Annotated in this window: 15 protein-coding genes; 5 read left to right on the forward strand and 10 right to left on the reverse strand. The window is 68.0% G+C overall.

The genetic code is table 11. The annotated features are described in order from the left end of the window. Nucleotides 1–162 precede the first annotated feature (162 nt). From ACFE7F_RS03320 to ACFE7F_RS03335, 4 genes are all read left to right on the forward strand, one after another. Complete coding sequence (locus ACFE7F_RS03320) at nucleotides 163–1,347, forward strand: acyl-CoA dehydrogenase family protein (protein ID WP_375402422.1); 1,185 nt, start codon at nucleotides 163–165, stop codon at nucleotides 1,345–1,347. Nucleotides 1,348–1,495: 148 nt separating this feature from the next. Beyond that, complete coding sequence (locus ACFE7F_RS03325) at nucleotides 1,496–2,623, forward strand: acyl-CoA dehydrogenase family protein (protein ID WP_375402423.1); 1,128 nt, start codon at nucleotides 1,496–1,498, stop codon at nucleotides 2,621–2,623. A gap of 154 nt (nucleotides 2,624–2,777) precedes the next feature. After that, a complete protein-coding gene (locus ACFE7F_RS03330) occupies nucleotides 2,778–3,668 on the forward strand; it encodes an acyl-CoA thioesterase (RefSeq protein WP_375402424.1) in 891 nt (296 codons plus the stop codon). 115 nt (nucleotides 3,669–3,783) lie between these two features. Then, nucleotides 3,784–4,566 carry a DUF4019 domain-containing protein gene (locus ACFE7F_RS03335; protein WP_375402425.1) on the forward strand — a complete coding sequence of 261 codons (783 nt, stop codon included), beginning with the start codon at nucleotides 3,784–3,786 and terminating at the stop codon, nucleotides 4,564–4,566. A 69-nt stretch (nucleotides 4,567–4,635) separates the two neighbouring features. On the opposite strand, the gene ACFE7F_RS03340 is transcribed toward ACFE7F_RS03335, so the two are convergent. The 5 genes from ACFE7F_RS03340 to ACFE7F_RS03360 all read right to left on the reverse strand — a co-directional run bounded on the left by ACFE7F_RS03340 (nucleotide 4,636) and on the right by ACFE7F_RS03360 (nucleotide 9,829). Continuing rightward, complete coding sequence (locus ACFE7F_RS03340) at nucleotides 4,636–5,433, reverse strand: SDR family NAD(P)-dependent oxidoreductase (RefSeq protein ID WP_375402426.1); 798 nt, start codon at nucleotides 5,431–5,433, stop codon at nucleotides 4,636–4,638. After that, nucleotides 5,430–6,194, reverse strand: coding sequence for an SDR family NAD(P)-dependent oxidoreductase (locus tag ACFE7F_RS03345; protein WP_375402427.1), 765 nt, complete (start codon nucleotides 6,192–6,194; stop codon nucleotides 5,430–5,432). Before ACFE7F_RS03345 ends, ACFE7F_RS03340 begins: the two co-directional genes overlap by 4 nt. Before the next feature lie 4 nt (nucleotides 6,195–6,198). Beyond that, nucleotides 6,199–7,263: a phosphotransferase family protein gene (locus tag ACFE7F_RS03350; protein ID WP_375402428.1), complete on the reverse strand. Its 1,065-nt coding sequence runs from the start codon at nucleotides 7,261–7,263 to the stop codon at nucleotides 6,199–6,201. Further along, on the reverse strand, nucleotides 7,260–8,345 hold the full coding sequence (locus tag ACFE7F_RS03355) for a Zn-dependent alcohol dehydrogenase (protein ID WP_375402429.1): 1,086 nt from the start codon (nucleotides 8,343–8,345) through the stop codon (nucleotides 7,260–7,262). Before ACFE7F_RS03355 ends, ACFE7F_RS03350 begins: the two co-directional genes overlap by 4 nt. Nucleotides 8,346–8,482: 137 nt before the next feature. Next, the gene (locus tag ACFE7F_RS03360) at nucleotides 8,483–9,829 is read right to left on the reverse strand and encodes an acyl-CoA dehydrogenase family protein (protein ID WP_375402430.1); all 1,347 of its coding nucleotides are present in this window, start codon (nucleotides 9,827–9,829) and stop codon (nucleotides 8,483–8,485) included. Between the two features lie 131 nt (nucleotides 9,830–9,960). Between ACFE7F_RS03360 and ACFE7F_RS03365 the strand changes: the two genes are divergently transcribed. Further along, complete coding sequence (locus ACFE7F_RS03365) at nucleotides 9,961–11,208, forward strand: TetR/AcrR family transcriptional regulator (RefSeq protein WP_375402431.1); 1,248 nt, start codon at nucleotides 9,961–9,963, stop codon at nucleotides 11,206–11,208. Nucleotides 11,209–11,221: 13 nt separating this feature from the next. On the opposite strand, the gene ACFE7F_RS03370 is transcribed toward ACFE7F_RS03365, so the two are convergent. The 5 genes from ACFE7F_RS03370 to ACFE7F_RS03390 form a co-directional block, all read right to left on the reverse strand. After that, nucleotides 11,222–11,713 (reverse strand): hypothetical protein, encoded by a 492-nt coding sequence (locus ACFE7F_RS03370; protein WP_375402432.1) that lies wholly within the window; start codon nucleotides 11,711–11,713, stop codon nucleotides 11,222–11,224. A gap of 48 nt (nucleotides 11,714–11,761) precedes the next feature. Beyond that, nucleotides 11,762–12,421 carry a hypothetical protein gene (locus ACFE7F_RS03375; protein ID WP_375402433.1) on the reverse strand — a complete coding sequence of 220 codons (660 nt, stop codon included), beginning with the start codon at nucleotides 12,419–12,421 and terminating at the stop codon, nucleotides 11,762–11,764. Nucleotides 12,422–12,430: 9 nt separating this feature from the next. Further along, nucleotides 12,431–13,333: a LysM peptidoglycan-binding domain-containing protein gene (locus ACFE7F_RS03380; protein WP_375402434.1), complete on the reverse strand. Its 903-nt coding sequence runs from the start codon at nucleotides 13,331–13,333 to the stop codon at nucleotides 12,431–12,433. A gap of 69 nt (nucleotides 13,334–13,402) precedes the next feature. After that, complete coding sequence (locus tag ACFE7F_RS03385) at nucleotides 13,403–14,734, reverse strand: spinster family MFS transporter (protein ID WP_375402435.1); 1,332 nt, start codon at nucleotides 14,732–14,734, stop codon at nucleotides 13,403–13,405. 94 nt (nucleotides 14,735–14,828) lie between these two features. Then, nucleotides 14,829–17,768, reverse strand: a complete 2,940-nt coding sequence (locus ACFE7F_RS03390) for a TonB-dependent receptor (protein WP_375402436.1) — start codon at nucleotides 17,766–17,768, stop codon at nucleotides 14,829–14,831. Between the last annotated feature and the right edge of the window lie 76 nt (nucleotides 17,769–17,844).

Consider the following 17,844-nt stretch of genomic DNA (forward strand, 5'->3'; position numbering starts at 1 on the left):
CGGACTTGCTTCTTTCCCCGGCCTGCCCGCCTGCTCGGTGCCGATCGGCCGCGACGCGAACGGCCTCCCAATCGGCGCGCAGGTTATCGCCGACTTCCACCACGACCACACCGCCATCGCCGTCGCGAAGGCGGCGCACGACCTAGTCACGGAGCTCAAGCCATGACCGACCTCGACCAATTCCGCACCGAAACCCGCGCCTGGCTGGAGGAGAACTGCCCGCCCGAGATGCGCGAGCCGCTCCGCTCCGACAGCGACGTGTGCTGGGGCGGACGCAACTTCCAGCCTTCCAGCCCCGCGCAGAAGGATTGGCTCGATCGCATGGGCGCACGCGGCTGGACCGTCCCCGACTGGCCGACCGAATATGGCGGCGGGGGCCTGAGCGCCGCCGAGACCAAGGTGCTGCGCGAGGAGCTGGCCCGCCTCCGCGCCCGCAATCCCCTGAACAGCTTCGGCATTTCGATGCTCGGGCCCGCGCTCCTGAAATACGGCACCGAGGAGCAGAAACTCGACCACCTCCCCAAGATCGCGCGCGGCGAGATCCGCTGGTGCCAGGGTTATTCCGAACCCAACGCCGGCTCCGACCTCGCCGGCCTCGCCGCCTCGGCAGAGAGCGACGGCGACGATTACATCGTCAACGGTCAGAAGGTCTGGACCAGTTACGCCGACAAGGCCGACTGGATTTTCTGTCTCGTCCGCACCAGCAAGGAATCGAAACAGGGCGGGATCAGCTTCGTGCTGTTCGACATGGCCAGCCCCGGCGTCTCGACCAAGCCGATCCTGCTCATTTCCGGCTACTCGCCTTTCTGCGAGACGTTCATGGACGGCGTCCGCGTACCCAAGCGCAACCGCATCCATGACGAGAACAAGGGCTGGGACGTCGCCAAATATCTGCTCGGCCACGAGCGCGAGATGATCTCGGGCATGGGCCTGGGCGGCCAGGGCGAGAGCCCGCTCGTCGCGGGTGCGATCGCGACGATCGGCCTCGACGCCGACGGCCGCCTCGCCGATCCGCTGCTCCGCGCGCAGATCGCGCATTTCGAGGTCCGCACCCAAGCCTTCCGCGCAATGTCCGAACGCTTCATCGACGAGCTCAAGCACGGGACGGCGCACCCCGCCCAGCCGTCGATGATGAAGTATGTCGGCACCGAGCTGAACAAGCACCGCAACGAGCTGATCATGACGGCCGGCGGCTCCGACGCGCTCGAATGGGAGAGCGACCGCACGAACGGCGGTGCCTCCGCCCGCGCGTGGCTCCGCACCAAGGCCAACTCGATCGAGGGCGGCACCAGCGAGGTCCAGCTCAACATCGTCGCCAAGCGCATCCTGGAACTGCCTTCCGCCTAACCCCAACCCTCTCCCGCCTTCGCGGGAGAGGGACAGGCGCGTAAGCGCCAGGGTGAGGGCCGGACCGTGCCCGGAAGTGCCCTCACCCGACCTCGCTACGCTCGGCCACCCTCTCCCGCGAAAGCGGGAGAGGGATTAGGAGTAAAGAATGCCCCTCTTCCTCAATGACGAACAGACCATGCTCCGCGACGCCGCGCGCGATTTCGTAGCCGACGCCGCTCCCGTCTCGCACCTGCGCGGCTTACGCGACGCCGACGACCCCACCGGCTTCTCCCGCGATCTGTGGAAGCGGTTCGCCGAAATGGGCTTCACCGGCATCCTGATCGGCGAGGATCACGGCGGCCTCGGTCTAGGCCATGTCGAGGCGGGCGTCGTGCTCGAGGAGATCGGCCGCAACCTGTCCCCCTCCCCGTTCCTCGCCACCGCAGTCGCCGCGGTCGCCGCGCTCAAGGGCACCGCCCAGGCCGAACGCTGGTTTCCCGGCATCGTCGCGGGCGAGACCGTCGCCGCGCTGGCGATCGACGAGCGCGCCAAGTTCGGTGACGCGGTCGGGCTCAAGGCGGAACGCTCGGGCAACGGCTTCCGCCTGACCGGGGCCAAGCGGTTCGTCACCCACGGCCATGTCGCCGATCTTCTCATCGTCGCCGCGCGCACTGCCGGGTCCGATACCGACAAGGACGGCGTCACGCTATTCGCGGTCGAGCGCGACGCCGCCGGCCTGACCGCTGGCCCGGAGCGCCTGGCCGACTCCTCGATCGCCGCGCGCCTGGAGTTCGCGGGCGTCGAGGTCACGGCCGACGCGGTGATCGGCGAGGTCGACACCGGTCGCGACCCGCTGAACCGCCTGCTCCGCGCCGGCCGCACCGGCGCGTCGGCCGAGTTGATGGGCGTCGGCGGTGGCGCGATGGACATGACGATGGGCTACATTAAGCAGCGCCGCCAGTTTGGCACCGTGATCGGCAGCTACCAAGCGCTCCAACACCGCGCCGCGCATCTCTATTCCGAGATGGAGGTCGCCCGCGCCGCCGTACTCAAGGCGCAGCAGCTCCTCGATGCAGGCGACGAGCGCGCCGACGAAGCCGTTTCCGTCGCTAAAGCCGTGAGCGGCGCGGCGACGACGCTCTCGGTCCAGGAAGGCATCCAGATGCATGGCGGCATCGGCATGACCGACGAGTACGACATCGGCTTCTTCATGAAACGCGCCCGCGTGCTGGCGGAGATGTTCGGCGACGCGAACTACCACGCTGACAGATTGGCGAGGCTGGCAGGGTACTGAGCCAACCCTCTCCCGCTTTCGCGGGAGAGGGACAGGCGCGTTAGCGCCAGGGTGAGGGCCGGGCCTGTCCCGGAGAGGTCCGACCCTCACCCTCGCCACGCTGCGCGCGTCTTTCCCTCTCCCGCGAAAGCGGGAGAGGGTGAATAGGAAATACATGGACCTGAACACCCCCGCCGACACCCCGCCCGATCAGCTCGTCGCCGCGCTCGTCGCGCTCCTCGACATCGAACAGCTCGACACCGACCTCTATCGCGGCCCTCGCCAACCCGGCGGCGTAGGCCGCGTCTTCGGCGGCCAAGTGATCGCGCAAGCGCTCCAAGCCGCCGAGCGCTCGACCGACGAACCCAAGACCGCCCACTCGCTCCACGCCTATTTCATGCGCCCGGGCGACGAGGATCATCCGATCATCTACCGGGTGGTGCGCGATTTCGAGGGCCGCAGTTTCGCCACCCGCCGCGTCGTCGCGACGCAAGGCGGCCAGCCCATCCTCAGCCTCACCGCCTCGCTCCAGGTGCCGGAGGGCGGGCTACATCATCAGGACGCGGCACCCGACGTGCCCGGTCCGGACGAGCTACGCTCCGAACGCGACCTGCGCCTCGAGATGCAGGCCGACGTGCCCGAGAAATGGCGCAAGCACCTGCTCCGCCCCCGCCCCATCGAGATCAGGCCCGTTCACGCCCGCAGCTGGATGCACCCCGAAAAGCGCGACCCCGCCCAGGCGAGCTGGTTCCGCCTGGCCGCGTCGATCGGCGACGACCCCGCGATGCACCGCGCAATCGTGACCTACGCCTCCGACATGGCGCTGCTCGGCACCTGCACGCTGCCCCACGGCGTCAACTGGATGACCCACAACTTGCAGACCGCCAGCCTCGACCACGCGCTCTGGCTCCACGAACCGTTCCGCGCCGACGAGTGGCTGCTTTATACGACCGACAGCCCCTGGGCCGGCCACGCCCGCGGCTTCAACCGCGGCCGCATCTTCGCACAGGACGGCCGACTGGTCGCGAGCGTCGCCCAGGAAGGCCTGATCCGCCTACGCGAGTAGCTCGGATAGCGGCGATCGTCCGCTAATCGACAGCACGCCGATCCTCGCTCGACCTACACGAGACGAATTTTTCGGGGTGGATGCGACTTCGTGCCTGACCTAGATCCCGACGGATATGGACCCGCGGGCGAAAGAAGGTCTTCGGGCGCTGACCGAAAAGGAGAAGCAGACCCTTCGCTTGATCGTCCGCGGTCACGATGCGAAATCCACGGCCCGCAGTCTCGGGCTCTCGGTCCACACGATCAACGAACGGCTTCGGGACGCGCGTCGGAAGCTCGCGGTGTCGAGCAGCCGGGAGGCCGCGCGTCTGTTGCTTGCGGCGGAAGGCGACGGGTCGGGTTCGCCGACCCACGATTTATGTGGGGACACGCAAATCGGGGCAGACCCGGATGGTCCTCGGGTGGACGGGGGACCGGCGCCGATCATCGGCGTGGGACGGGCGCACCGCCCTCCCTGGATCATGATCGGAGTCTTTCTCATGACGCTCGCTCTCGGCCTCTTGGCTTTCTTCGGCTCGCCTTTATTCGTCGATCCCCCGTCACCAATATCGACCGCTTCGCGCCCGGCTTCCGACGCCGAAGTGGTGGACTCGGCCCGTCGATGGCTGGCCTTGGTCGATCAGGGACGCTGGGAAGGAAGCTACCGGGCGACCGGTACTTCGTTCCGCAAGCTGAACACCGCCCAGGTCTGGGCGACCGTATCAGAGAAGGTGCGCGCGCCGCTGGGTGCCGTCATCTCGCGGGCATTCGTCAGTCAGGAAAATCTTCCCGCGCCGCCTTCCGGCTATGAAGTCGTGAAGTTTCGTACCCGCTTCGCCAACAAGGCCGAGGCTTTGGAAACGGTCACGCTCGATCGCGAGGATGGCGGCTGGCGGGTGGTGGGCGTTACGATCGGGTAACCATAGCTCCGGCGCGCGCCGGCGACCTTGGCGGATTGCAGCGGTCGCCCGCGCGGCCACCTGATGATCCTACACCGCGGTGCGGCCGTATTCCTGCTTCGTCACTGGATGGCTCGACGACAGCCCGCCATCGACCGCGATCGCCTGCCCGTTGACGTAGCTCGCATCGTCCGAGGCCAGGAACAGCGCCACCCGCGCCAGCTCCTCGGGCTGCGCTCCCCGTCGCAGCGGATTCAGCCGCCCGATCCGGTCGCTCTTCCCCGCCTCGCGCGCATAGTCGAACGTCGGCTTGGTCATCCCCGTCTCGGTCAGCCCGGGGCAGATTGCATTCACACGGACGTTCGAACCCGCGAATTGCTGCGCCGACACCTGCGCCAGGTTGATCACGCCCGCCTTGGACGCGGAATAGGCGGGCGACCCCGCCCCCGACCGGATGCCCGCGACCGACGCGGTCAGCACGATCGCGCCGCTGCCCCGCTCCGCGATGCGCGGCCCGGCATGCTTGATCGCCAGGAACGGCCCGATCAGATTGACGCGCAACACTTCCGCGATGAGCGCCACGTCCGTGTCGAAAATGTTCGCCATCCCGCCCGAGATGCCGGCATTGGCGAACATCACGTCCAGACCACCGAACTCTCCGACCGCGATCTCGACCGCGCGCGCGACGTCCTCCTCCAGCCCTGCATCGATGCGGATCGCCTTTGCGACCCCGCCCGCCTCTACGATCAGCCGCGCCGTCTCGTCCGCGCCCTCGGTCTTGTCGGCGACCACCACCGACCCGCCTTCCGCCGCGAACAGCGTCGCCGCGGCGCGGCCGATGCCCGATCCGGCTCCGGTGACGATGATCGATTTGCCGACGAACCTCATATCGTCACGCCCCCATCCACTACGATCGCCTGTCCCGTCATGAAGCTCGACGCGCTCGACGCCAGGAACACCACCGCCCCCGCTATCTCGTGCGGCTCGCCGATGCGCCTGAGCGGCACCTGCTCGTTGGCGGCGCGGATGCGTTCCGGATCTTCCCACAGCGCCCGCGCGAAATCGGTGCGCACCAGCCCCGGCGCGATGCAGTTCACCCGCACCCCGCGCGGCCCGTATTCCACCGCGTAGTTGCGCGCGAGCTGGAAGTCCGCCGCCTTGGACACGTTATACGCTCCGATGACGGGCGACCCGCGCAGGCCACCGATCGAGGACACGATCACGATCGACCCCTCCCCGCGCTCCAGCATTTCGGGCGCGACCATCTGGATCAGCCAGTGATTCGACAGGATGTTGTTGTCGAGCACCTTGCGGAACTGCTCGTCGGTGATCTCCGCAAGCGGTCCGTAATACGGGTTCGACGCGGCATTGCAGACGAGCACGTCGACCTGCCCGAGTTGCGCGCGCGTCTCGTCGACCAGACGCTGGAGCGCCGCCCTCTCGGAGATGCTGGCCGCGACCGCGATCGCCGTCCCCTCGCCGTATTTCCCGTTGAGCTCCGCCGCGACCTCGTCGCAAGGATCCTGCTTGCGGCTGGAAATAACAACCTTCGCGCCGTGCTCCGCCAGCTCGAACGCCGAAGCGCGCCCGATCCCGCGCGAGGATCCGGTGACGATCGCGACCTTCCCAGTCAGGTCGAACTGGCTCATCCGTTCATGCCCCCGCCTTGACCGCGAAGCCCCATGCCGCCTCCGCCAGCGCGTCGAGGCGCGCGACCGACCGTTCGGCCTGCGCGCTCGACGCGGTGCCGATCTCCATGCGCTTCTTGATACCCTGGACGATGCCCGTCAGCCGGAACAGATTATAAGCGAAGTACCAGTTCAGATCGGGCACGCCGTCCCGCCCGGTCGCGGCGCAGTAGCGCGCGGTCACCTCCTCGATCGTCGGGATGCCCGTCTCCGGCCCGGTCAGGCCCATCACGCCCGACCGACCCTCGGGCTGCGTCACCCAGCTCATCAGGAAATACGAGAAATCGGCGAGCGGATCGCCCAGCGTCGACAGCTCCCAATCGAGCACCGCGACGACCCGCGGTTCGCTACCTGCGAAGATCATGTTGTCGATGCGGTAATCGCCGTGCACGACGCTGGTGCGCGTCTGTTCGGGCACCGTGCGCGGCAGCCATTCGATCAGCCGTTCGACCGGCTCCATCCGCCCGGTCTCGGCCGCGCGGTACTGCTTGGTCCAACGTGCGACCTGGCGCTCGAAATAATTGCCGGGCTTGCCGTACTCGCCCAGGCCCGCCGCGACATGGTCGGTGTTGTGAAGCCGGGCGAGCGTGTCGACGATCTCGTGATAATGCGCCGTCCGCTCGGTCGCGGTCGCACCCGGCATCGATCCGTCCCAGATCGTTCGCCCCTCCACCATCTCCATGACGTAGAAGGCCGATCCGAGCACGCCCGCATCCTCGCACAGCCCGTACGGGCGCGGCACCGGGAAACCCGTCGGATGCAGCCCCGCGATCACCCGGTATTCGCGGTCGACCGCATGCGCGGACGGCAGGATCGGGCCGAACGGCTTGCGGCGCAGCACGTATGCGCGGCCCGGCGTGTCCAGCCGGTAGGTGGGGTTCGACTGCCCGCCCGCGAACTTGGCGTAGGAAAGCGGCCCGCCGTACCCGTCCACATGCTCGCCCATCCACGCGGACAACCGGTCGAGATCGAGCCGATCCCTGTCCTCGACCGCGATGGTGCCGACCATGCTCGCGCCCGCGTCGCTCATGCGAACACCACCACGCTGCGCGTCGTATCGCCGGTCCTGAGCTTCGCCATCGCGTCGTTGATCTCGGGCAACGTAATCCGTTCCGCCACCATCGCGTCGAGATCGAGCCGCCCGTCGAGATACATCGCGACCAGGCGCGGCATGTCGACCGGGAACTGCGTCGATCCCAGCAGCGATCCTTGCATCCTCTTGCCCGACAGGAAGCTCGGCCCGGGGATCGTCACCGACTTGCCCGGCGCGATCATGCCCAGGATCGTCGCGGTCCCGCCCCGCCTCAGCACCGCCCACGCCAGCTCCGCCGTCTCCGGCCGCCCGACCGCCTCGATCGCGTAATTCACGCCGCCGCCCGTCATCGCAAGCACCTTCTTTCCCACGTCCGGATCGCCCGCGTCGAGCGTGTCGGTAGCGCCGAGCTTCTCCGCCAGCGCGCGCTTGTCGGCGACAGGATCGATCACGATGATCCGGCCCGCTCCCGCGATCTTGGCGGAATTGACCGCCGCCAGCCCGATCCCGCCCGCGCCGATCACCGCGACCGTTTCGCCGGGCTTGAGCTTGGAGTCGTTGAAGATCGCCCCCGCTCCCGTGATCACCGCGCAGCCGATCAAGGCCGCCTGCACCAACGGCATCTCCTTCGAGATCGCGACACAGGCGTTCTCATGCACCAGCATCATCTCGGCATAGGCCGACAGGTTCAGGAACGGTGCGAGCGGCGTACCGTCGCCAAGCGCGAGGCGCGGCGGCGCGGTCTGCGGCCGTCTGGTCGACGGGTCGAGGCACAGCGACGGCCGTCCGGAAATGCAGAATTCGCACGTCCCGCAAAAGGCCGTGAAAAAGGTGATGACGTGATCGCCCGGCTTCAGGTGTGCGACGTCGGAACCGACCGCCTCGACCACCCCCGCCGCCTCGTGCCCCGGCACCGTCGGTACCGGATGCGGAAACGCCCCGTCGATGAAATGGAGGTCCGACCGGCATATGCCCACCGCATGCGTACGGATCAGCACCTCGCGCGCCGCGGGGAGCGAGACGGTCACATCCTCGATGGAGAGAGGCGTCTTCGCTTCGAAGAGGACGGCGGCTTTCAACTATTCACTCCCAACCCGTCATCCCCGCGCAAGCGGGGACTCAACTCCCACCATCGACCCGATCACGATCCGTCGCCTTTAAGCGCGCGGCCGGTGCTGGGTCCCCGCTTGCGCGGGGATGACGGAGTGTGAACCGCTCAGCGCGCGACCGCCATATCGCCGCTCGACAGCTCCTGCCCTCCCCCCGTCTGCACCTGATCGCTCCGCACCGGTGCCGATACCGGCCGCTCGGGCGGCGTCGCGCGGTAATCGGCGTACTTCCCGAACTCGTTGCGCGCGATCGCCCGGTTATGGACCTCGTCCGGTCCGTCCGCGAAGCGCAACGTGCGGAGCGACGCCCACTGCCCCGCCAGGTCGAAATCGCCCGATACCCCGCCGCCGCCATGCGCCTGCACCGCGTCGTCCAGGATCTTGAGCGCCATCGTCGGCGCCTGCACCTTGATCATCGCGATCTCCAGCTGCGCCGATTTGTTGCCCGCGCGGTCCATCATGTCCGCCGCCTTCAGGCACAACAGCCGCGTCATCTCGATGTCGATCCTCGCGCGCGCGATCCGCTCCTCCCACACCGACTGGCTGGAGATCGTCTTGCCGAACGCGACACGGCTCAGCAGCCGCTTGGCCATCGCCTCGATCGCGGTCTCGGCGGTCCCGATCGTCCGCATGCAATGATGGATGCGCCCCGGCCCGAGCCTGCCTTGCGCGATCTCGAACCCGCGCCCCTCGCCCAACAGGATGTTCTCGGCGGGCACCCGCACATTCTCCAGCACGACCTCGCCGTGCCCATGGGGCGCGTGGTCGTAGCCGTAGACCGACAGCATTCGCTCTATGCGGACGCCCGGCGTGTCTAGCGGCACCAGGATCTGGCTCTGCTGCGAGTGCCGCGACGCCTCCGGATTGGTCTTGCCCATGACGATCGCGATCGCGCAGCGCGGATCGCCCACCCCCGACGACCACCATTTGCGCCCGTTGATGACGTAATGATCGCCGTCCCGCTCGATCCGCGTCTCGATGTTGGTGGCGTCCGACGACGCCACGGCGGGCTCGGTCATCAGGAACGCCGAGCGGATTTCGCCGTGCATCAGTGGGCGCAGCCACCGCTCCTTCTGCTCCAGCGTACCGTAGCGGTGGAATACCTCCATGTTGCCCGTGTCGGGCGCGGAGCAGTTGAAGCATTCGGACGCCCAGCCGATCTTCCCCATCTCCTCGGCGCACAGCGCGTATTCGGCGTTGGTGAGCTGCGTGCCCTCGAACTCGAACGTGTCGTCGACATGCGTCTGGCCGGAATGCGGGGGCATGAAGAAGTTCCACAACCCTTGCGCCTTGGCGATCGCCTTGACCTCCTCGATCACGGGCAGAACCTTCCACCGCTCGCCGGCGTTCGCCTGCTCGTGATATTCGTGATCGCGCGGCGCGATATGCTGCGCGATGAAGTCGCGCACCCGGTTCCGGAAATAGGTTTCCCGCTCGCTCAGCGTGAAGTCCATGGTCGCGCTCCTCTGATATGTCGGCACAATATCTAGGCCGTACCGCCTATTCGGTAAAGTGTGGATCGCACCCTTGCTTCGTCGTTCCAAGGGGACTGGTTCTTCGAAACGGTCGTGATAGGATCACGTCCATGCAGGCCCCGGACACAGGCGCCGCTGCGGAAGAGGCCGGCACCAAGCGTTTCCGCGCGAAACGCGACGCCATCCTCGCGGCCGCGGCACAGGCGATCAACGAACAGAGCGCGCGGGGGATGACCTTCGCCGACGTCGCGCGCCGCGTCGGCCTCAACACCACCAGCGTGACCTACTATTTCCGCCGCAAGGAGGATCTGGCCGCCGCCGCCTTCGAGCACACGCTCGACACGCTCGCCGCGATGCTGGACGAGGCGGCGCGCGAGCCCGATCCGCCGGCCCGCGTCGCCCGCTTCCTCCGCCTCAACATGGACCGGCTCCGCCGCATCCAGCTAGGGCAGGAGACCGCGTTCGCCGTCCTGTCCGACTTGCGCGCGACGGAGGATCCGGTGCGCGGTCGGCTCATGGCCGGCTGGCAGCGCGTGTTCCGCCGCACGCGCGGCTTATGGGGCGAGGCCCCCGGCCGCGCCGCCACCGACCTGAACGGCGCGCGCGCGCACGTCCTGCTCGAAAACGTGTTCTGGGTGCCCGCCTGGCTGAACCGCTACGAGCCCGACCAGTTCGACCGCGCCGAGGCGCGGTTGATGGACGTATTCCGCCACGGCCTCGCCGCCCCCGGCGAGCGTTGGGCGCCGGCGATCCTGGATCTGCCGCATGACGATCCCGTGCCCGGCCGCGAGGCGTTCCTGCTCGCCGCGACACGCCTCATCAACGAACTCGGCTATCGCGGCGCGTCGGTGCAGCGCATCGCGTCGGAGCTGAATGTCACCAAGGGCAGCTTCTACCACCATCTCGACGCCAAGGACGATCTGGTGACCGCCTGCTACAAGCGCAGCTTCGACACGATCGGCGCGGCCCAGGCGCTTGCCGAACATGGCGGCGGCAGCGAGTGGCGCCGCTTGTCGAGCGCGATCGCCACCTTGCTCGATGTCCAGTTCTCCAAGCAAGGTCCCCTGCTCCGCACCACCGCGCTGTCGGGCCTGCCGCCGCAGGTGCGCTCGGCGATGGTCGACCGCTCCAACCGCATCGCCAGGCGCTATGCGGGCACGATCATGGACGGCATGGCGGAGGGGTCGATCCGCCCCGTCGACGCGCTGATCGCGGCGCAAGCGCTCATGGCGCTCCAGAACGCCGCCTTCGACATGCGCAAATGGGCCGGCACCATGCCCCGCGACCGCGCGATCCGAATGTACGCATCGACCCTGCTGTTCGGGCTGTTCGACGATCAGGCCATCCAGGACGGCTAGACCGGCCGCTGGGTCAGTCCGCCACGGGGACTTCGTACACGCGCCCGGCGCTGTTTAGCGGATAGATCGACGCGGTGAACGTGCTTTCGATATAGAACACCGACTTTCCCGGCGTCCGCTCCAGATCGGCGAGCGCTTCGGGCGACAGGCGCTCACCCTTGCCCAACTCGCGAAGTGTGGCCAGCGGTATGAACCTAGCCGTGATGGCGGCGCACGGCTCCTTGTTCCAGGTCACGGGCTGGTCGACGGCGCCCCTATACCGGATCGTGAAGGCGCAAGCCGGCTCGCCGCTCACCTGTATGTCCGCCCGGTCGACGATCTGCGACCGCGCGGTACCGACCGGCGGATCGATCCGGGCGGACGCGGCGGGAGACGTCGACGCATCCCGCTTGGGCGCGACCACTCGCGGCGCTGTGGCCCGGTCCTGCCGGGCAGGCACGGCGGCGGGATCGCAGGCGGCGGCGAGTAATGCCACCATGGCGTAGCCAGCTCGTACTCCGATCATCACGCCCACCCTATCCGGCCCGCCACCCGGCGCGCAGGCGAATCGGCCTCAGTTCGGATCATATTCGACATGCAGGTGATTGTTGCTCGCATTGGCGAAGGTCTCGAAGTCCACGTCATAGCCAGGGCCTAGGATCGCCTTGACCGCCGCCTCCAGCCGTTGCCCGTCGGCGATCGATATGTTGTTGCCGCGAAAATCGAGCGCGCGGTTGTCGTAATGCAGCGATCCGTTCTTGTGACGACTGTCGTTGGCCGAAGTGATGACCGGGCGCGGGAGACCGAGCTCGCGCGCCGTCTGCGCCACCGCCGAGATAACCGGCCCCATGCTCGCATCGAGCCGGTCCATCTGGACACGCGCGTTTTTGACCGACACGCCGTTTTCGCGCGCCGCGACGTTGCCATTGATCGTTCCCGTCGGGGTCGATGCAGCGGCGGGCGGGGGTCCCGCCACCGAAGCGGGAGCCGTGTCCAGCATCCGAACCGCATCACGCAACTCGGCCGGGTAGCGATTGCGCGTGACGCCGATCAGCTGCGCGCGTTCGCCCGCGGACAGTCTGGGATTAGCCGCGACGTCCAAGACGTACGCGGTCCGCGTCGCGTAAATGTTGTTGATCAACGCGCGGTCATACCCCGCGTCGGTACGCGCGACCTGAGCATCGGTTGCGGCGACCGCGCGGTTGAGGATCGTCGCGGCCCCGGCGTGCTGCACCGACGCCGACTAGGCCGCATCGCGCACCGCACTATGGCGGCCGTTCAGGTCGAGCCCGGTCCGCCCAGCCACCGCCGCCAACGCCGGCTCGTAATGCGTCCGCTGGATAAAGGAATGCTGCGCCGCGCGGAATGCCTCGGGCTCGCGGGCCGCGATCGCCCGCCACCCGTCGCTGAACGTTCGCGATCCCGGAGCGCCCGCGAGCTCGCCGGCCCACCGCGCGCCCTCGTTCCGCATGAACGACTGCATCGTGCCCGCTTTGGTCGACAGCTGATATACGCCGTAGGACACGCCGCCGGGATCGTTGGTGCCCGGCGACACGGTGCCCGATCCCCGGTTGCCGCTCTCGTAGACCTCGGACAATCCGCCCAGCCGGTGATCCGTCGCCGACGCGGCGGGCGCGCCGGTCCGGGGGGCCGCGACCCGCTCTGCTCCAGCGGCGGGCGCGGACGTGCCGGCCGAGGACGGCGCACCCCCGATCCGTATCGTCTGGCCCGAGAATATTCGGTCGGGGTTCGTCAACCCGTTGATGCGAGCGAGCGCGCCGACCGTGGTGCCGTTGGCCGCCGCGATCGCGCCGAGCGTATCGCCCCGCCGCACGGTGTGGCTCGTCGACGCGCCCGTGGGCAGCATAACCGCCTGACCGGGAAAGATCCGGTCCGGATCGGCGATGCCATTGATCCGCGCGAGCGTCTGCCACGTCGTGCCGTGCGCGCGCGCGATCCTGTCGAGCGTATCCCCGGCCTTCACGACATAGCTCGATCCGGGGGACGATCCGAAGCGCGCCAATGGACTTGCGGCCGCGAGATGCCGATCGAGCGAGACGGCCGATGTGCGTCCCGCGCCCGGACCGGCGGAGCGTCGTACTTCCCGATTACCGACCGTAGTGGCTACCGCGTTACCGATGGTCATGACACCGTCTCCTGCGACTCTGCATGACCAAATTGCACGGGCAGGGTCGTCGCGCCATCCGCGATTCGCTTAGATTGATGAACGGACTTCGCCAGCCGTCTCCCGCTGCCGCAGTAGCACCCCAGCCCGCCAATAATGCCAAATCGGCCACGGCGTCAGCGCGCCCACGCATACCAGCGCCCAGCGCAACGACTCCGCGCCCGTCGCCGGCTTCAATAGATCGCTGAGCAGCCCGATCATCGTCGGGCCCAGTCCAAGACCGATCAGGTTGATGACCAGAAGCGTGACCGCCGCCCACATCGCACGCATCCTGAGCGGCGCGAGCCCCTGGATCAGCGCGAAGGTGGGCCCCAGATAGCTGGACGCCAGCAGATAGTTGAGCGCGTAGAATATCAAGGCAAGCGTGCGGTCGTCCGTCAGGTAGAAGCCGAGCATGAACGGCAACGCCGCGAGCTTCAGGAGCGCCACCATCCAGCTCTGCGCGTGAAGCCCCCGGCTGGCGGCGGCGCGATTGGCGATCGCGCCGCCGGCCAGGCCGCCGACCGTCCCCGCCACCGCGGCGAGCGGAGCGAAGACGAGCGCCACCTCGCGTACCGTATAACCCAACGAACGTTGGAGGTAGCTCGGCCCCCAGCCCGTCAGCGCGTAGCCGATCAGCGAGGTGAGCGTGACCGCCATGACGAGATGGAACGCCGGCCCGTTGCGCCACATGGCGGTGAACGCGCTGCCGACCGAGGGCATGGCGCTCGTATCGGGCTCGCGCGCCGGATCGGACATGCCGCGCCTTGGTTCCACCACCAGCCAGCGTACGAACAGCGCCAGAATGACGCCGGGCACCCCCACCACGACCATCGCCCACCGCCAGCCGTACAGGCTCGCGACATAGCCGCCGATCATCGTGCCGAACCCGCCGCCCAGCACCACGCCGGTCGAATAGATCGCCATGGCCCCCGCGCGCTTGTCCGGCGGGTACAGGTCGGCGATGATCGAGTGACTGGGCGGGCTCGATCCCGCCTCTCCCACGCCCACGCCGATGCGCGCGACCAGCAGCTGCGCGAAGTTCTGGGCCAGGCCGCACAGCGCCGTCATCGCGCTCCATAGCGTGAGCGCGACCGCGATGATGTTGCGGCGATTGGCGCGGTCGGCGAGCCTGGCGACGGGCACGCCGAGCGTCGCGTAGAAGACGGCGAAGGCCAGGCCGGACAGCAGCCCCAGCTGCGTGTCGGACAGCTTCAGGTCCGCCTTGATCAGCTCCAGCAGGATGGCGAGGATCTGCCGGTCCATGTAGCTGAAGAAATAGGTCAGCGTCAGCAGCCCGAGCGTCAGCCCGCGCCTGCGCATCGCCCGCGCGTCCGCCATCTCGGCGCCTGCCTCCGGAGCTGCGGTGGGATGGCTGGCCATATCGGGATCCTCGCTTTCGCCTCAACGAAAAGGCCGCCGTCCGGGGTGATCCGGACGGCGGCCCATCAACCGACGGTATGCGCCGGGGGCGCGATCAGAACTTGCCCCGGAGCGTGATGCCATAGGTGCGCGGTTCCGCCAGATACTGCGAGAAGATCTGGCGTCCACCGGGATATTGCGGATCCTGGAACGCGGCGCTGACCCCGCCTTCCTGGAAGGGCGAGTTGAACGCAACCTGCGCATACTGCTTGTTCAGGATGTTCTGGCCCCAGAACTCGAGCGACCAGGCCTCGTCCGGTCCACGTACGCCGACGCGCGCATTTACCAGCGCGAAGCTGTCCTGCTCCTTTTGCGGGAACAGGTCGGACCCGGTGTTGTAGTCGCTCGACAGGCGGGTATCGACATAGAACAGGCCCGACAGCCCCGACCCGCCGATCGGCGGCGTCCAGGCGAACGATCCCGTGGCGACCACCTCGGGCGCGTTGGACAGATTGTCGCCCGGCAGCTTGCGCAACGCCTGGTTCAACGGCCCGCCCGCGTTGTTGCCGACCAGGTTGTTGCGGAACTTGGTGTCGGCATAGGTCACGCCCAGCCCGACGCGGATGTCGCGCGCCGGCACCAGCTGCGCCTCGATCTCGACGCCCTGCGACACGACGCCGTAGCTCACATCGTCCGACGCGCAGGCGCCCGTCGTCGTCGCCGCCGCGCTGAAGTTCGACGCGGCCGCGAATTTGCTTTGATCCCGGTCGCCGCCGCCCAGGCTCGACGTGCAGCCGTTGACGTTCTGGACGATGAACACGGTGCCGTCGAAGGTGTTGAGCTGGAAGCTTTCAAACTCCTGCCGAAATCCCGCCACCGTCAGCGTGAACGGGCCGGTCCCGTACTTCGCGCCGATTTCGTAGGCGTTGACCGTCTCCGGCTCGAACTGAAGGTTGCCGACGAGCGCCTGCGCGCCGCCCAGCGCCGCGAAGGTGGTCGTCGGCTGTCCCGAAGCATTGGGCTGCAACGGCGCCTTGAGAGCCGAGCGATCGAAGTTGAAGCCGCCCGCTTTGTACCCGCGCGAATAGCTGCCGTAGAGGAGCAGGTCGTCGATCGGCTTCCAGGACAGGATGGCGGTGCCGGTGAACTCGTCCTCGCTGCGCTTGTCGCGGATCGACACGCCGTTCAGCTCGGCGGTCGAGTTGCCCTGGCAACCCAACCCGATCAAACCGGCCGCCAGCGCGCGCGCGGTCGGGTTCACGCTGGTCAGGTCGTCGGTGAGCGTGTTCTGCAGGCCGGTGCACACGGTGTTGTCGTTGCCGAACGACGCCGAGAAGCGCTTGCGCTCGTCGGTGTAGCGCAGGCCCAGCGTCAGGTCGACCGTGTCGGTCACATGGATGATGTTGTGCGTGAACGCCGCGAAGCTGCGCGCGCGCTGACGATAATCCTCGCGGGTCGACCCCCGATCGTTCAGCGTGTCGAGCAGCGCGAAGCCGTTGGCGACGTCGTTGCCCGAGATCGGGCCGGCCGCGCCGCGCAGCGTCGCGGGGCCGACGCCCGGCACCACGCAACCGGGGCTCCCCGGCGAGTAGAGCCCCGCCAAGGCCCCGCCCGAGATGATTCGGCAAGTCGCGAATCGTCCATACTGGCTGCCGAACCGCAGGTTCGACCGCCCGTCGAACTTCTCGTTGGCGTAGAAACCGCCGACCAGCCAGTCGAGCTTCTCGTCGAACAGCGTGCCCTGGAGCCGGACTTCCTGCGTGAAGGTCCGGAACGCGCGGCGGCTGTTGCCGTCGTTGGCCGTATACAGGATGTCCACCGTGCTGGAGTCGGCGTCGCCTCCCTGCTCGTTATAGTAATCGCGATAGGCGGTGATGGACGTCAGGTTGACCCCACCGAAATCCCAGTCGATCTGGCCGGAAAAGCCGTAATCCTGCGTTTCTCCCGCGAACCGGCGGCCCGGGGTCAGCGACAAACGGCGGCTATAGCCCTGATTGAACGCGCCCACATCCTGGCCCAGATCGCGTAGGACCGCGGTGATGTTGTTGTTGTCGGCGGCGTTGACGAGCCCGACGCCGTTCGGTCCACGCGGTGCGGGGTTGTTGAGGTTCCCGATCAACGGACTGACCGTCGGCCCGACATAGGTCGCCGCGCAGCACGCTTCCTTGCGCTTGCTGTAATCGCCGATCAGGCGGACGCTGATGTCGGAGTTGGGCTGGAACAGCAGCTGCCCGCGCACGAAATACCGATCGCGGTCGTTGACCCGCGTGTCGTTCGCGGGATCGCGGTAGAAACCGTCGCGCTCAACATAGACGCCGTCGACCCGCGCTGCGATCGTTTCGGTCAGCGGCCCCGTGATCCCACCTGCGAAACGCAGGAAGTCGTAATTACCGTAGGTCGCCTCCGCGGTGCCGCCGAACTCGAACTCGGGCCGCTTGGAGACGATGGAGATCAGGCCCGCCGACGAGTTGCGCCCGCCGAGCGTGCCCTGCGGACCGCGCAATACCTCGATCCGCTCGATCTCGCCAAGTTCGTTCAGGCCGATGCCCGAGCGCGAGCGGTAGACGCCGTCGATGAACACCACGACCGAGCTTTCCAGACCGGGGTTGTCCCCCACCGTGCCGATGCCGCGGATGCGGGGGGAGCCGTTCGCCTCCGAGCCCGTCGACGAAACGAGGAGCGACGGCGCGAGCTGGTTGAGCTGGCGGATGTCGTTCGCGCCCGACAGCGCCAGGCTTTCCGAGCTGACCGCCGAGATCGCGACGGGGACGTCGGCCAGCGCCTGCGCGCGCCCTTGCGCGGTGACGACGATATCGCCGCCGGTCGCGACCTCGTCGCCCCCCGCCGGTTCCCCGTCGAGCGCGCCCGACGGGGAACCGGTCGTCTGTTCCTGTCCGGCCGCGGTCGTCTGGCCGGGCGCGGGCGACGACATGGCGTCGCCCGGCCGGTCCTGCGGCGCGCCCACCGGCGCGTTCGTCTGCGCGGCCGCGGGGGCGGCGAACGCCAGGACCATCGCCGACAGCGCGGACGCGGCCAGGAACTGCGGCTTGAGCATCAATCTCTCCTAAATGGCGGACGTCTCGGCGTCCCGTACCCTAGGTTCGAATTGCCCCGCCGAAGGACGCCGCGTC

It is taken from the genome of uncultured Sphingomonas sp., from assembly GCF_964235535.1.
GTDB lineage: Bacteria > Pseudomonadota > Alphaproteobacteria > Sphingomonadales > Sphingomonadaceae > Sphingomonas.

Bases quoted from the DNA above. Each gene is read 5' to 3' on its own strand.
- ACFE7F_RS03390 (WP_375402436.1), bottom strand. From the start codon at position 17,768: ATGCTCAAGCCGCAGTTCCTGGCCGCGTCCGCGCTGTCGGCGATGGTC.
- ACFE7F_RS03330 (WP_375402424.1), top strand. From the start codon at position 2,778: ATGGACCTGAACACCCCCGCCGACACCCCGCCCGATCAGCTCGTCGCC.
- ACFE7F_RS03350 (WP_375402428.1), bottom strand. From the start codon at position 7,263: ATGAGCGACGCGGGCGCGAGCATGGTCGGCACCATCGCGGTCGAGGAC.
- ACFE7F_RS03340 (WP_375402426.1), bottom strand. From the start codon at position 5,433: ATGAGGTTCGTCGGCAAATCGATCATCGTCACCGGAGCCGGATCGGGC.
- ACFE7F_RS03365 (WP_375402431.1), top strand. From the start codon at position 9,961: ATGCAGGCCCCGGACACAGGCGCCGCTGCGGAAGAGGCCGGCACCAAG.
- ACFE7F_RS03380 (WP_375402434.1), bottom strand. From the start codon at position 13,333: ATGACCATCGGTAACGCGGTAGCCACTACGGTCGGTAATCGGGAAGTA.
- ACFE7F_RS03360 (WP_375402430.1), bottom strand. From the start codon at position 9,829: ATGGACTTCACGCTGAGCGAGCGGGAAACCTATTTCCGGAACCGGGTG.
- ACFE7F_RS03320 (WP_375402422.1), top strand. From the start codon at position 163: ATGACCGACCTCGACCAATTCCGCACCGAAACCCGCGCCTGGCTGGAG.
- ACFE7F_RS03345 (WP_375402427.1), bottom strand. From the start codon at position 6,194: ATGAGCCAGTTCGACCTGACTGGGAAGGTCGCGATCGTCACCGGATCC.
- ACFE7F_RS03370 (WP_375402432.1), bottom strand. From the start codon at position 11,713: ATGATCGGAGTACGAGCTGGCTACGCCATGGTGGCATTACTCGCCGCC.
- ACFE7F_RS03385 (WP_375402435.1), bottom strand. From the start codon at position 14,734: ATGGCCAGCCATCCCACCGCAGCTCCGGAGGCAGGCGCCGAGATGGCG.
- ACFE7F_RS03335 (WP_375402425.1), top strand. From the start codon at position 3,784: ATGGACCCGCGGGCGAAAGAAGGTCTTCGGGCGCTGACCGAAAAGGAG.
- ACFE7F_RS03325 (WP_375402423.1), top strand. From the start codon at position 1,496: ATGCCCCTCTTCCTCAATGACGAACAGACCATGCTCCGCGACGCCGCG.